The sequence below is a fragment of the Acinetobacter sp. FDAARGOS_559 genome (genome assembly GCF_003940475.1).
GTDB classification, from domain to species: Bacteria; Pseudomonadota; Gammaproteobacteria; order Pseudomonadales; family Moraxellaceae; genus Acinetobacter; species Acinetobacter baumannii.
In genome coordinates, this window is record NZ_RKJG01000005.1 from 4,081,670 (window position 1) to 4,096,079 (window position 14,410).

Annotated in this window: 15 protein-coding genes; 10 read left to right on the forward strand and 5 right to left on the reverse strand. The window is 40.2% G+C overall.

Going from position 1 to position 14,410, the window contains the following annotated elements; all coding sequences use genetic code 11:
* Position 1 precedes the first annotated feature (1 nt).
* Genes EGS71_RS21220 through madM form a run of 7 tightly spaced genes read left to right on the forward strand, consistent with a single transcriptional unit; the run spans position 2 to position 4,741 of the window.
* Entirely contained in the window at positions 2-301 is a 300-nt protein-coding gene (locus EGS71_RS21220) for a malonate decarboxylase subunit delta (protein ID WP_000448953.1), read from the forward strand.
* The gene (locus EGS71_RS21225; protein ID WP_000129854.1) at positions 294-1,145 is read left to right on the forward strand and encodes a biotin-independent malonate decarboxylase subunit beta; all 852 of its coding nucleotides are present in this window, start codon (positions 294-296) and stop codon (positions 1,143-1,145) included. The genes EGS71_RS21220 and EGS71_RS21225 overlap by 8 nt, the downstream gene beginning before the upstream one ends.
* Positions 1,142-1,969, forward strand: coding sequence for a biotin-independent malonate decarboxylase subunit gamma (mdcE, locus tag EGS71_RS21230; protein WP_001017585.1), 828 nt, complete (start codon positions 1,142-1,144; stop codon positions 1,967-1,969). The genes EGS71_RS21225 and mdcE overlap by 4 nt, the downstream gene beginning before the upstream one ends.
* A complete protein-coding gene (locus tag EGS71_RS21235) occupies positions 1,960-2,568 on the forward strand; it encodes a malonate decarboxylase holo-ACP synthase (RefSeq protein WP_000245142.1) in 609 nt (202 codons plus the stop codon). The genes mdcE and EGS71_RS21235 overlap by 10 nt, the downstream gene beginning before the upstream one ends.
* 12 nt (positions 2,569-2,580) lie before the next feature.
* Positions 2,581-3,519 (forward strand): malonate decarboxylase subunit epsilon, encoded by a 939-nt coding sequence (gene mdcH / locus EGS71_RS21240; protein ID WP_000146923.1) that lies wholly within the window; start codon positions 2,581-2,583, stop codon positions 3,517-3,519.
* 48 nt (positions 3,520-3,567) lie between these two features.
* Positions 3,568-3,984 carry a malonate transporter subunit MadL gene (madL, locus tag EGS71_RS21245; RefSeq protein ID WP_000587904.1) on the forward strand — a complete coding sequence of 139 codons (417 nt, stop codon included), beginning with the start codon at positions 3,568-3,570 and terminating at the stop codon, positions 3,982-3,984.
* Positions 3,977-4,741, forward strand: coding sequence for a malonate transporter subunit MadM (gene madM / locus EGS71_RS21250; protein ID WP_000229914.1), 765 nt, complete (start codon positions 3,977-3,979; stop codon positions 4,739-4,741). Before madL ends, madM begins: the two co-directional genes overlap by 8 nt.
* A 49-nt stretch (positions 4,742-4,790) precedes the next feature.
* Here madM and EGS71_RS21255 read toward each other — a convergent pair whose 3' ends face one another.
* The 5 genes from EGS71_RS21255 to EGS71_RS21275 form a co-directional block, all read right to left on the reverse strand.
* Complete coding sequence (locus EGS71_RS21255) at positions 4,791-5,675, reverse strand: LysR family transcriptional regulator (protein ID WP_264753157.1); 885 nt, start codon at positions 5,673-5,675, stop codon at positions 4,791-4,793.
* Positions 5,676-5,805: 130 nt separating this feature from the next.
* Positions 5,806-7,224, reverse strand: a complete 1,419-nt coding sequence (locus tag EGS71_RS21260; RefSeq protein WP_000278280.1) for a PLP-dependent aminotransferase family protein — start codon at positions 7,222-7,224, stop codon at positions 5,806-5,808.
* Positions 7,225-7,322: 98 nt separating this feature from the next.
* Positions 7,323-7,457, reverse strand: coding sequence for a hypothetical protein (locus EGS71_RS21265; RefSeq protein ID WP_000749814.1), 135 nt, complete (start codon positions 7,455-7,457; stop codon positions 7,323-7,325).
* Positions 7,458-7,471: 14 nt separating this feature from the next.
* Positions 7,472-8,476 carry a cytochrome d ubiquinol oxidase subunit II gene (cydB, locus tag EGS71_RS21270; protein ID WP_000566432.1) on the reverse strand — a complete coding sequence of 335 codons (1,005 nt, stop codon included), beginning with the start codon at positions 8,474-8,476 and terminating at the stop codon, positions 7,472-7,474.
* Complete coding sequence (locus EGS71_RS21275; RefSeq protein ID WP_000052002.1) at positions 8,469-9,914, reverse strand: cytochrome ubiquinol oxidase subunit I; 1,446 nt, start codon at positions 9,912-9,914, stop codon at positions 8,469-8,471. Before EGS71_RS21275 ends, cydB begins: the two co-directional genes overlap by 8 nt.
* A 653-nt stretch (positions 9,915-10,567) precedes the next feature.
* Between EGS71_RS21275 and EGS71_RS21285 the strand changes: the two genes are divergently transcribed.
* From EGS71_RS21285 to EGS71_RS21295, 3 genes are all read left to right on the forward strand, one after another.
* Entirely contained in the window at positions 10,568-11,386 is an 819-nt protein-coding gene (locus EGS71_RS21285) for a hypothetical protein (protein WP_000471024.1), read from the forward strand.
* 118 nt (positions 11,387-11,504) lie between these two features.
* The gene (locus EGS71_RS21290; protein WP_000183272.1) at positions 11,505-12,800 is read left to right on the forward strand and encodes an acyl-CoA dehydrogenase family protein; all 1,296 of its coding nucleotides are present in this window, start codon (positions 11,505-11,507) and stop codon (positions 12,798-12,800) included.
* A 177-nt stretch (positions 12,801-12,977) separates the two neighbouring features.
* A complete protein-coding gene (locus tag EGS71_RS21295) occupies positions 12,978-14,369 on the forward strand; it encodes an LLM class flavin-dependent oxidoreductase (protein WP_000166741.1) in 1,392 nt (463 codons plus the stop codon).
* Positions 14,370-14,410: the final 41 nt, after the last annotated feature.

Genomic DNA, 14,410 nt, shown 5'->3' on the forward strand with positions numbered 1-14,410 from the left:
TATGGAAACACTTCATTTTGAATTTGTGGCCACAGAGCCACCTGTAAAAAAAGCACTAGTAGGATGTGTAGGCTCTGGCGATTTAGAAATTTTGATGGAACCCGGTGAAAAGGGAAAGACCTCTATTCAGGTAGTGACTTCGGTAGATGGCAGTGCAGCACGTTGGCACAATCTTTTTGAACGGATTTTTACTGCGCAAATACCGCCAGCGGTCAATATTGATATTCATGATTTTGGTGCAACTCCCGGTGTTGTTCGCTTACGTCTGGAACAAGCATTGGAGGAGATTGCTCATGACTGATATTCAAAGCTTGTTAAATAAACAAGATTTTATTGAGCTGAGTGCGAGAGAGCGTGCTAAAGCATTATTAGATGAAGGGACTTTTCGAGAGTTACTCGACCCATTTGCCCGTGTTATGTCGCCTTGGCTCGTTAAACAGAATATTGTGCCGCAAGCCGATGATGGCGTGGTGATTGCAAAGGGAACTATTCAAGAACGCCCAGTGGTTTTAATTTCTATTGAAGGCTTATTTCAAGGTGGCAGTTTAGGTGAGGTGGGCGGTGCCAAAATTGCGGGTGCCTTAGAACTTGCGGTTGAAGACAATCTAAAAGGCATTCCAACAGCTGCAATTTTATTGTTGGAAACGGGTGGCGTTCGTTTACAAGAAGCAAATCTGGGCTTGGCTGCAATTGCTGAGATTCAAGCTGCAATTGTGAATTTACGTCAGTATCAACCCGTGATTGCCGTGGTTGCTGGTAGTGTAGGGTGTTTTGGCGGTATGTCAATTGCAGCTGGACTATGTAGCTATATTGTAATGACACAAGAAGGACGTTTAGGTCTAAATGGCCCACAAGTGATAGAACAAGAAGCTGGTGTACAAGAATATAACGCCAAAGATCGTCCATTTATATGGAGTATTACTGGCGGGAACCAACGGTTTGCTAGTGGTTTGGCAGATGCTTATGTAGACGATGATCGCCAGAAAATTCGTCAGCGAGTCATCGATTATTTAACTCAAGGCGTACCTCATCAGCATCGTAGTTCAAATTACTCATTCTATTTAGAAAAGCTACAACAAGTTGATACTGCTGAGCAGATTACCCCAGCACAAGTTCAAGCTTTGTATCAAGGAGAGCAAGCATGAATATCGCCGTTGATACATTAAAAGCATCTACTCGTGGTGCACATTGGTTTAAAGCACTCACGCAGGGCTTTAAAACAGTTGAAGGTTTTCCAGCTTCGATTTGGGTGGCTGATGGTCAGCTTGACCAGCAAGCGGTACGTGTGATTGCCGTTGTTCAAGACAGCAATAATCTGTTCCCTCGGGCAAAACAAGGGGAAGTTGGATTATTAGAAGGCTGGAGTTTAGCAAAAGCAGTTAATGAAGTGATTCAAGCTGATATTCATTCGGAAACTAAACGCGCTATTTTATGTTTAGTTGATGTTCCAAGTCAGGCCTATGGGCGTCGTGAAGAATTATTAGGCATTCATCAAGCTTTAGCGGGTGCAGTAGATAGCTATGCTAGAGCCAGATTGGCAGGTCATCCAATTGTGAGTTTATTGGTTGGTAAGTCGATGTCTGGTGCTTTCTTGGCGCATGGATACCAAGCCAATCGTATTATTGCCTTAAAAGATTCAGGTGTTATGGTGCATGCAATGGGTAAGGAATCTGCTGCACGCGTTACCTTACGGTCGGTTGATGAGTTAGAGCAATTGGCCTCAAGCATTCCACCAATGGCTTATGACATTGAAAGTTATGCCACGCTTGGTTTGTTATCTGAACTGTTATCTGTTGAAAACCCTGAACAACCGACAAACGATGATCTTTTGTTAGCGAAACAGGCAATTGCTCAAGCGTTTAAAGAAATTAATGCTGAGCAATCGAGAGGACTGGAACAAAGACTGCATGGACAAAACCGTAAAATGTCTAAAAAGGTCCGTGAATTATTGCGTGAGCAATGGTCATGAAACTTAAGCTCGAAGCCCATGATTTGTTGTGGGGTATGACGGTCGATTGCTTGGCCGATGATGCTCCACATTGGGTGAAAGAGGTATTACTACGTGGTGATCCTGTTGTAGTTCGACGGGAAATTACTCCTGAAGATCAGGTGGCCGTGGGTATAAGAGGACAATTTCGCTATCAACGATATGCAGCGCAAATGCCAAGATCTGTAATTAGCAGACAGCTTAAACCCGAAGCACTAGCTGAAGTAAATCCAAGTCACTTTAAACACTTGGCAGAACGTTTACAGAGCATTTCTAGCATTATGAAAAACTTTTCAGGATGTTGGGGATATACGGGAAGTTTCGGCTTTGAACTAGCAACGGGCATTAAAACAGTAAATCAGCAAAGTGACATAGATTTGTTGATTCGAGCTGAACAACCTTTTGCCAAAAAGCAGGCAGTTGAGCTACTCGAAAATTTTCAGCAAGCAGGGCTGAATGTGGATATACAGCTACAACTTCCACAAGGTGGTTTGGCGTTAAAAGAATGGGCTGGGAATAGCGGAAAAGTTCTATTGAAACGTCTTGATGGTGCTGTTTTAGTAGAAAACCCATGGAATTAGGGAATAGATATCATGGCTTCAATTTGGGTATATCCGGGACAAGGTGTGCAAAGAAGCAATATGTTGCACGATTTACCTCAAACCGCACTGGTTAAAGAATACCTTGAGCGTGCATCGGATGCACTCAAAGAAGATGTCTTGATGTTAGATCGTCCGGCAGCATTAAAGTCAACGCGTGCAGTACAGCTGTGTTTGCTTATTTCAGGTGTGGTGAGTTCAGCTCTATTAAGGGCTGAAAACTTAAAACCTGATTATGTAGCAGGTCTATCAATTGGTGCATGGTCGGCTGCAGTTGTAGCAGAAGTTTTAGCCTATGAAGATGCTGTTCGTTTGGTTGCCTATCGAGGTGAACTCATGCAAAACGCCTATCCAACTGGCTATGGTATGACAGCCCTGATTGGTACAGACCGTGCAGCTGTTGAAACATGGGTCAAACAAATTTATGAAATAACGCCAGAGGTGTTTGTCGCAAATATTAATGCACATAACCAGATTGTTATTTCAGGAAGCTTTGAAGCCATGACTCAAGTTGCTGTTTTGGCAAAGCAACAAGGCGTGGTGGCAAAAAAATTAGATGTATCGGTGCCATCGCACTGTGAATTATTAAGTCAGCAAGCAAAGCAACTTGCAGCGTCTATGGAGGGAGTGACTTTAAAGCAGCCTAAAATACGTTATTTAAGTGGTACAACGGCTCGTACGCTTAGCAGGCCAGAACAGATTGGTGATGACTTGGCTTTTAATATGAGTCGAACTGTAGATTGGGAAAGTACCATCCAAGCTGCATGGGAGCGAGGTGTGAGGTTACAGATCGAAGCTTTGCCGGGAACGGTGCTTACTACACTTGCACGTCGAACATTTAAAGAAGGAACTGTATTGTCATTTCAGGGAACACGTTTAGACAGCATTCAGATGGCAATGCAAAAAGAACAGGCAAATAGTTTTTCTTTTTGAGTCAGATTTTACAAAAGCATAAATGATCCAAGGATATGAGGGATTGTCATGATTATATATGGAGTTGGTTTACTCGCACTTTGCACCTTGGTTGGTGTAATTGCTGGTGATCTATTAGGCGTTTTATTGGGTGTAAAGTCCAATGTTGGTGGCGTGGGTATCGCCATGATTTTACTCATTTGTATACGGTTATGGATGGAAAAACGTGGAATGATGACAGTTGAAACTGAAAAAGGAGTTTCATTCTGGGGCACCATGTATATCCCGGTTGTTGTTGCTATGGCAGCCCAACAAAATGTAGTGGCAGCATTATCGAGTGGCCATATGGCACTCTTTGCGGCTGTAGTCTCAGTTGCAGTTTGTACGCTCACTATTGCTGGTCTAAGTCGATTTAACAAAGCCAGCCCTTTACCTAAAGAAGAGGACACAGCCTTAAACCGAATCGGAGGTAAAGTTCATGGTTGAATTATTATTAAAAGACTTAACACATTTAGGTTTAATTACAGCTTTTGCTTTAATTGCCTTAATTATGTGGCTGTCGACCAAGCTCTCTAAATATTTAACCAATGGACGTGTGCATGCTTCAGCAATTGCGATTGTAATTGGTTTGATTTTGGCATGGTTTGGCGGAAAAATGACAGGTGGTGAAAAAGGCTTGACTGACCTTGCACTTTTTACAGGTGTAGGACTCATGGGCGGTGCAATGCTTCGTGACTTTACTATTGTAGCCACAGCATTTGAAGTACAAGCGACTGAGGCCAAAAAAGCTGGATTTATTGGTGCCTTCTCTTTATTTCTCGGGACCATTTTGCCATTTATTGTCGGTTGTATGTTTGCGTGGATTTTTGGCTATCGCGATGCGGTAAGTATTACCACAATTGGCGCAGGTGCAGTGACTTACATTGTTGGGCCAGTTACGGGTGCGGCCATTGGTGCGAGTTCTGAGGTCATGGCATTATCAATTGCAACTGGCTTGGTGAAAGCAATCTGTGTAATGGTTTCAACACCACTCACTGCGAAATTTATGGGATTAGACAATCCACGTTCTGCGATGATTTTTGGTGGTTTGGCAGGAACGGTAAGTGGTGTGTCAGCTGGTTTAGCGGCTACAGACCGCCGTTTAGTGCCTTACGGTGCACTTACAGCAACTTTTCACACGGGCCTTGGCTGTTTAATGGGTCCAACTATTCTGTTCTTTGCGGTTAAAGCTTTGGTGGGTTAATACGTATTTTATAATCAGGCAAAAGAGCTGTTGTTATTCGCAGCAGCTTCTATCTTTTAAAGTTAGATGCAAACATTCGACATTCAGCAATCAGAGCAAGTAAGTTTGGGTCGCGTTCTTTACTTTTTAAAAAGACCAGACCAATTTCTTGTTGCATGTGGTATTGCTGTTTTAAGGGAATAAGTTTTACCGAACTTTCATAAACCGCAGAAATACGACCAGGTAATAGTGCGAAACCTACACCTGAGCTAACCATACTAATTAGGGTAAAAATATCATTGACCTGCAAAGCAACTTTAGGTGAAAAACCGGCTTTTTTAAAAATGATGTCGCTGTCGTTATGAGTTGCAAAACCCTTGGTTAAAGTTAAAAAAGTTTCTTCTTTTAAAAGGCTTAAATCAATATCTTTAAACTCAGCATATTTTGAATCTTTATTGACGGCCAAAAAAATGTCGTCTGAAAACATCGGCAAAATTTCAAAATCATCATCCTGTGTGGTTTCGTTTAAAGCCACAATGATTGCATCCAGCTCAGTTGCTTTGAGCTTTTTTACCAAATCCTGATTTGAACTGAGTAATAATTGAATATCAAGCTCACTACGTCTGAGTTTAAGACCACTAATCACATTTGGAATTGTGTTTACCGTCAAAGAATAAAGTGAACCTAAATGTAAAACCTTGGCTGCAAAGCCTGCGGCTTCTCTGGTTTTATTTACGGTAATAAAAATGTCTTGTACGATTTTTTGTGCCCGTTCTTCAAAGACATAAGCACTTTTTAAAGGAATGAGGTTACGGCCTTCATTTTTAAAAAGAGGACAACGTAACGCGCTTTCTAAAGAGTGTAGTGCTTTATGAACACTGACATTACTCAGTTGCATTTCTGCCGCGGTTTTAGACAAATTGCCACAGCGCATAAAGGCCAAAAAAATCTGTATTTTTTAAAGAGTCAGTTCTTCATCTATTTCCATATTAACATCCAGATATTCTTACCCTTAAAATCGCGCTTTAAGATGAAACTATCATAAATTAAATACTTTAAAATTGTGCTTAGGTCGAAGCATCACTTTACAGGCTTGCTTCGACCCTTTGTTGAATGGTTTTGATGACTTGATCTAAAGCAGTTTGAATTTTTTCGTTCCACTCAAAAGAACAATTGATTCTTAAATAATGCTGCTGTGCGGGTAAAACACTAAAGAGTGGGCTTGGCGCAACACCAATATCTTGTTGGATGAGTTCTTCATAAATTTGCATGCTATCGAGTTTATGAGGCAATTTAACCCATAGAAAATAACCGCTTGGGTAATAATAAATCTCACAGATCGCGGGCAGATGTTGCTTCAAATAGTGGTAAAACTGCTTTTTATAACGTTCAAGTGAAAGTCTAAGTGTGCGCAAATGCTTTTCATAATGATGATGAGACAAGAACTCAACCAAGGCATTTTGGATGAGTGCATTCACTGAAATAGTACTCATGAGCTGCAAGTGTTGGATATGATCTGAAAACTTACCCGCATAGACCCAACCTACCCGAAAACCTGCCCCTAAAGTTTTAGAAAATGAAGAGCAGTGCAGTACCAGATTTTGTTGGTCAAAGTACTTCATCGAAAGTGGTTTTTGCCCGCCATAATAAAGCTCTTCATACACATCATCTTCAATTAAGTAAATTTGGTGTTCATGAAGCAGTTTGGCAATTTTATATTTAATCTCATCACTGACCGTAAACCCAATCGGATTATGGCTATTTAACATGAGCCAACATACTTTAATTGGATATGTATGAATAACCTGCTCAAAAGCCTCTAGGTCAAAACCATGTTGTGGATGTTCGGGAATGGTAATGACCTTAAGCCCTAAACGTTCAGCAGCCTGCCAAGCACCGTAAAACACGGTTTGTTGCAATAGAATATAGTCACCCGGTTTAGCTACTGCTTGTAAAGAAAGATTGAGTGCATCTAATCCTCCAGATGTAATGACAATGTCATCTGGATCGGTCTGTATGCCTTGCATACAGTAGCGCTGAGCAATTAGTTTTCTTAACGCTAAATTACCGGGAGGTAGGCTTGCTGTCTGGTCATAGCTTTGCCTTTGCCGTGCAAGTTGCCCCATAATTTGAATAAGTTTGGGAGCAGCTAAAAGTTGACTATCAGGAAAAGCTGAACCAAAAGGCACAACAGACTCATGTTGAATCGATTTAAGATATTTAAAAACTAAAGAATTAATTTCAATTTTAGAATTAAGTGAAACGACCGAATATTGTTCCAGTGGCTTTAGTGCAATTTGCTCGGCAACAAAATATCCCGATTTTTCTTTTGAATAGATCAGACCTTGTGATTCAAGCTCCTGATAAGCATTCATCACAGTCATTAAACTAAAACCAGAACGTTGGACCTGATCTCTTAATGAAGGTAATTTCTCATGTGCATTTAAAGTGCCGCTTTCAATAAGTTGGCGAATGCTATGGGCGAGTTGTTCGGATTTATACATGTATGGGCTGCACGAAATAACAAAATAAAAGATGCACTGAACCAATAATAAATGCCGCTTGCAGAATCTACAAACGGCATTTGTTTATAAGGATGGGTTTACTTTAAGTAAGGGGCAGCATAAATCAATATCACTTTAAACAAACCCGCAATCACAGCTAAGGCTAAAAAACCGCCAAGCCATAACAGAATAAACCATTGGGTTTGACTGAGTTTAACTGACGACTTTTTCATAACACCCCCGTACCTTAATGATAACCTTCATCACCTACACGAACTTTGTCACGGAATACCCAGTAAGACACAATGGTGTAAGTAATAATGATTGGAATCAGAATAAGCGCACCCACTAAAGCAAACATTTGACTGGAATGAGGCGCTGCCGCTTGCCAAATCGTAACTGATGGTGGAATGATATTTGGCCACAAACTAATTACAAAACCAGTAAAGGCAAGGAAGACCAATGCCAAGGTATATATAAATGGTTTGTGATCTTGCTGTTTTTTACATGCCGATAAAATCAGGCCAACAAACAATAAGACCAAAATAGGCACTGGACTAAAATAAAACAGATTTGGTAAAGAGAACCAACGCTCTGCAATTTCGGGGTGTGTTAACGGCGTATATAAGCTGACGGCACCAAAGATAATGAGCAGCGCAATAATTAACTTTGGCATCAGCTCATACATACGTTGCTGCAAGCCTTTTTCAGTTTTTAAAATGAGCCAACCACAGCCTAAAGTGGCATACATGGCAACTACACCAATACCTGTGAAAATGGAGAATGCAGTAAGCCAGTCAAAAGGGCCACCGGCAAAAATACCGTTTTCGGTTTTAATCCCTTGAATATAGGCCCCTAAAATAATCCCTTGGAGGAAGCTCGTTAAAACCGAACCCCAAATAAAAGCTAAGTCCCAAAGGTGTTTGGTCCGATGAGCTTTAAAACGGAATTCAAAAGCAACTCCACGGAAAATCAAGGCAATGACCATGAAAATAATAGGCAGGTAGAGCGCAGATAAAACCGTTGAATAGACCAGCGGGAAGGCTGCATACAGGCCAGCACCCCCAAGTACCATCCAGGTTTCATTACCATCCCAGACAGGAGCGACGGTATTCATCATCACGTCACGTTCTTGGCTATTCTTAATGAAGGGGAACATAATCCCGATTCCTAAGTCAAAGCCATCCATGACCACGTAAATTAAAACACCTAAACCGATAATACCGACCCATATTAAAGAAAGATCAATCATGACGGTTCTCCCCAGAGTTTTGTTTGCTGTCAATATTTTCATCAACTGCACTAAGTGGACGCATCGGTGTTTTAAAGTGTCCTACGCCGCCTGCTTCCATATTTGGCGTGTCGATAAATACAGGGCCTTTATTAATGAGTTTTAAGGTGTAGTAGATACCGCTACCAAAAACGATGGTGTAAACCACCACAAAAATAAAGAGACTTAGACCCACCTGATCTGCTGAAACAGTATGTGATAAACCATCTTTGGTTCGCATAATGCCATATACCACCCAAGGTTGACGGCCTACTTCGGTAGTAATCCACCCAGCCAGCATTGCCACATAACCTGCAGGCCCCATCACTACAGCAAATTTATGAAACCATGATGTTTCATAGAGTTTTCCTCTTTTACGTAACCAAAGAGCAATGAGTGATAAGGTGACCATAAGGACGCCAAGACCCACCATGACACGGAAACTCCAGAAAATAATGGTCGAGTTTGGACGGTCTTCAGGTGCGAATTCTTTTAAGCCAGTCACTTGACCATCTAAACTGTGAGTCAAAATTAAGCTACCCAAATATGGAACGCCCACTTCAAAGTGATTTCGTTCTTCTTTCATATCCGGTATGGCAAATAATAGTAACGGCATAGGCTCGTTATGATTGGTTTCCCAGTGACCTTCCATAGCAGCAAGTTTGGCCGGTTGATGCTCACGAGTATTTAAACCGTGGTTATCGCCAATTACCACTTGTAAACAAGAAGTCACAAGCACCATCCAAAGACCCATCGAGAATGATTTTTTCACCAATTCATCACGACGGCCCTTTACCAAGTGCCATGCAGATGTTCCCACTACCAATAAAGATGAAACCAAGAAGGCAGCAGCACCCATATGTGCAAAGCGGTAAGGGAAGGACGGGTTGAAGACAATAGCTAGCCAGTCTTTTGGCACAATAATGCCATTTTCGATGGCAAAACCTTGCGGCGTTTGCATCCAGCTATTGGAAGATAGAATCCAGAACATGGAAATACATGTTCCGATGGCAACCATAAGCGTTGCAAAGAAATGGGCTCTAGGACCAACACGGCCCCAACCAAACAGCATGATTCCTAAGAAACCCGCTTCTAAGAAGAAGGCACTCAAGACTTCATAGGTAAGTAAAGGACCAGTAATGCTTCCTGCTACTCGTGAAAACTCACTCCAGTTGGTACCAAACTGGTAACTCATCACGACACCGGAAACAACTCCCATACCAAACGCAACGGCAAAGATCTTAATCCAGTATTTAAATAGATCTTTATAAATAGGGTTTTGCGTTCTTAACCATTTCCATTCTAAAACTGCCAAAAAACAGGCAAGTCCAATAGAGGTGGCCGGAAAAATAATATGGAAGGATACTGTAAAAGCAAATTGTATTCGTGCTAATTCTAAAGCGGTTAGACCGAGGCTCATAAACTTTCCCCCTGTGAACTAGCTGATGATGATTAAATGATTTAAATACTTAATTTCAGGCAAAAAAGTACTTTGGCAATTAAGCTTACTTCTGTGATAAATGTTCTTAGCAAGTAAAGTGCCAACAGGGTAAAGCAACATAATTGCTTGATATTTCAAGAGAATAGAACGATTGATTGTTCTCAATCTGTTAACAAAGTTTAGGCTTGATGTTGCATTTGTAAAAATACATGTTGCATTGAAACATTGATGAAATATCTGGCGATATGCAATAGATCGTTTCATGAAAACTACCTACCTTAAGAAGTTTTCTTAATCATGCACTCACTGTATTTGTATATGTAGATACAGAAATTTTTTATAAAACTATAACAGTTAAACCGTGTTTTGATGGCGTGCTATAGTTTTTTTTCAATCATCTGTAGCTATATATCCAGTCCTCTAAAGTTCAAAATAAAAATGAACAGGATTTACCGCCAACCTAAATCAACTTTCAAGACTCAATGTGAACGCTGTTTTAGATTTTATATAAGTACATGATAGTGTTCTTCTTTTCTATTCCATTGTTGTTTTGTGTAGGGCCTGGTTGTTGCGTGTTTCTTAAAGACCTAAGTGTAAGTGTAGCGCTTCTAAAATAGCTTGGATGTTAAAAAATGTTTATCACTTCTCAACTGAACATTATTCATAAAATTATTAAAAATCAGTCTATTTCCACCTTGGTAATAGATCAGTTGGAACAGACTTATGTGAACCTTGAAGCAACCTTACTTAGAGCGAAAATACTTAGGGATTTTTCTAAAACTCAAACCGTGTATTTAATTCAGTCTCACATTGAGCCACAGCAAAGCAGTTTGACTTATCTATTCTCGCCATTTATTTTTGCAAACTTAAACAAAGCAGCCATTTATACAACACCGGCGACTCCACCTGTGCTAAATATCCTTAATAAATACTATCAAGCTGACAAGAAGGTCGTATTTAAGGTAGACGAAGTTCTAGAAAGCCTAAAAATATATCTAGATTTAGAATTAATGGAGATGGGAGAAGCTGACTTTATTTATTTGAATTTAATCAAAGCATTGTGTCGAAGTGATATCTCTACAGTTTTTTTAATTACCCATTTAGAGCTTGATTTAGAGGCGTTAAAGCAACTTGAACAGTTCTTAAAAATAAAAATTCATTGGGTAAAAGTCATAAAAGATAAGGGTCTAAAAGGCTTGGATCAGTTGGATATGCGTAAATTATTATTTAAAAATAAAGATGAAATGCATGTTCAATTATGCGCTCTGTTTGCTCAAATGAATGCAGCACTGGTCGGCCTATGCGATACCTTTACTGCCAGTCAAATGACACACTTAATTGATGACATGTTTTATTCAGAGCATATTTTCGAAAAACTTTCTGTCTATTCAGAATATATGCAAACCTTATTGCAAAGTCAGCATAGTCTTCACAAAAAACAAATTGCTTAGCAATGCCATGCTTTTGATTGGTGTTATATCAAGATTGAATACTGTTATAAAAAAATAATCGTTTTCATGTGAAATAAATATTTTATGGTAAAAGCAAAGCAATATTGGTTTTACTTACATGACAAATTTAAATTTTGAGCATCATCTCGGTTCATTAACTCACGCTGCACTGAGTCAGGCTTCAATCATTTCGCGGGTATGGGGTGAAGGACCTTCTGAACGGTATGATGAATTGGCAAGTAACTTCAGACCGACTTTTGCCCGTATTAAAGAAGGGGCTTTAATCCGTGAGCAGCAGCATATTTTGCCCTATGAACAACTTCAATGGCTTAAGGATATTGGTTTTACACGGTTAAGACTTCCAAAAACTCATGGGGGCTTTGATGCAACCATTCCTGAACTATTTGCATTGCTCATTGAACTTGCAGAGGCCGACTCAAACTTACCGCAAGCTTTGCGTGTGCATTTTGGTTTTACAGAAGATGTCTTGGTAAGTAAAGATAAGGCGTTTCAACAGCGTTGGCTTAACCGAATTGCCAATGGCGAAACAGTGGGTAGTGCATGGTCTGAAGGCGGGAAAGAGTCAATCGATCAGTTCGAAACTCATTTATATCGAGACAGTGAAGGAAAAATTCGCGTTAAAGGGAAAAAATATTACACCACAGGGAGTCTATATGCAGACTGGGTGGATGTTGGTGTAACAGATTTAAAGGGTGAATCTGGCTCAGTCGTTGTTCGCCGTGAAGATGAAGGTGTTGAAATTGTTGATGACTGGAATGGCTTTGGTCAGCAACTTACCGCGAGTGGTACAGCATATTTCCATGACGTATTGGTGGATGAAACTGAAATTTTACCTGACGATGACCGTTTTAAATATTCAGCGGCTTACTATCAACTGGTCCAGCTAGCAATCATTACAGGTCTAGGACGTGCTGCAACCTATGATGTTTCTCAAGCTGTTGCTAAACGTACCCGAAACTATACGCATGCGAATGCCCAATTTGTAAAGCAGGATCCGCAAATTTTACAAGTCGTAGGCCAAATCCGTGGCGCGGCTTATAGTGCAGGAGCGATTGTTGAAAAAGTTGCACAAAGCTTACAGCGTGCTTACTTGGCTGCATTTCAAAATAATGAGCAGCTTGAAGAAGAACAAAATGCACTTGCCGAGCTTGAAAGTGCGCAGTCTCAAACGGTCATTACCGATCTAATTTTAAATGCTTCCACGATTTTATTTGACGCTTTAGGTGCTTCTGCAACAGACAAAGATTTAGGTCTAGATCGATATTGGCGTAATGTAAGAACTTTATCTTCACATAACCCAAGAGTATTTAAAAATCGAATTGTAGGTGATTTTAGTGTGAACGGCACATTACCACCGTATCAATGGCGAATTGGTGAAGTTGCTAAACAATAAATTATAGTTTTAGATATTAAGCTGCTATTTTTAGCGGCTTAATATTATTTATATTTTTTAAAATAAATTATAAAAAACTATTAGAATAAAATCATATTTTGTTTGGGGTATATATTATAAAGAAAATATAAAAATTGCTTTAGTATAAAAATTAAATAAAATGCTGGTTGATATTTTATGACTAAGAGAATTAGTTTTAACGCTTTTGAAATGAATTGTATTGCCCACCAATCTCCTGGATTATGGCGACATCCTCAAGATCGATCTGTTGAATATAAAGATTTAGAATATTGGACGGATTTAGCCCAAATTCTTGAGCGTGGTTTTTTTGACGGTATTTTTATTGCAGATGTGCTTGGTATTTATGACGTTTATCATCAAAGTGCTGAACATGCTTTAACAGGCGCGGTGCAAGTTCCAGTCAATGATCCTTTGCAGATTGTGCCAGCGATGGCCGCAGTCACAAAGCACTTGGGTTTTGGTGTCACGACTTCTATTTCCTTTGAACATCCGTATCCTTTTGCTAGACGTATTAGCACGCTAGACCATTTAACCAAAGGGCGAGTTGGTTGGAATATCGTGACGTCTTATTTGGAAAGCGGTTCAAAAAACTTGGGCCTAAAAACTCAGGTTAACCATGATAATCGTTATGATATTGCTGATGAATACTTAGAAGTCCTTTACAAACTTTGGGAAGGTTCTTGGGAAGAGGGTTCGGTACTACGTGACCGTGAAAGCGGTATCTTTGCTGACTATAAAAAAGTGCATCCAATTCAGCACGAAGGTAAATACTTTACTGTACCGGGCATCCATATTTGTGAACCATCACCGCAGCGAACGCCAGTACTTTATCAAGCAGGCGCGTCATCACGCGGCCAGAAGTTTGCGAGTCAAAATGCCGAGTGTGTATTCATCGCAGCGCCGTCTAAAATTGCCACTAAAAAAGTGGTACAGGGCATTCGCCAAAAATTGGTCCAAGAAGGCCGCGACCCGTACTCAGTTAAAATTTATGCACTTTTGTCGATTGTCACTGATGAAACCGATGCAAAATCACAGGCTAAGTTTAAAGAATATCAAAGCTATGGAAGCTACGATGGCGCTTTAACATTGCTGTCTGGCTGGTCGGGTGTGGATTTTTCACAATATCAACCCACCGATAAAGTTGAATATATTCAAACCAATGCCATTCAATCTTTATTAGATTCTTATGTAAATGCAGACCCAGAACGTGTTTGGACCATTGAAGAAATTGCAAATTGGAATAGTTTAGGTGGTAATGGACCTGTACTTGTAGGTTCGGCAGAAACCGTTTCGGATGCTCTACAGCAATGGGTTGAAGATACCGATGTCGATGGCTTTAACTTAGCCTACATTTTGGCGCATCAAACCTTTGCCGATGTAGTTGAGTTTATTGTGCCGGAGCTGCAAAAACGAGGGGTATATCAAACCTCATATGCACAAGGAACATTAAGAGAAAAACTATTTGGTGCTGGGCCATATTTGCCTGAAAATCACCGAGGTGCAAAATATCGTAATCTAAAAGAGTTAAAACTTGCTGAGGCGAGTTAAATATTTTGGAAAGTCTTTAAATAAATAGCTGGTTAAATACC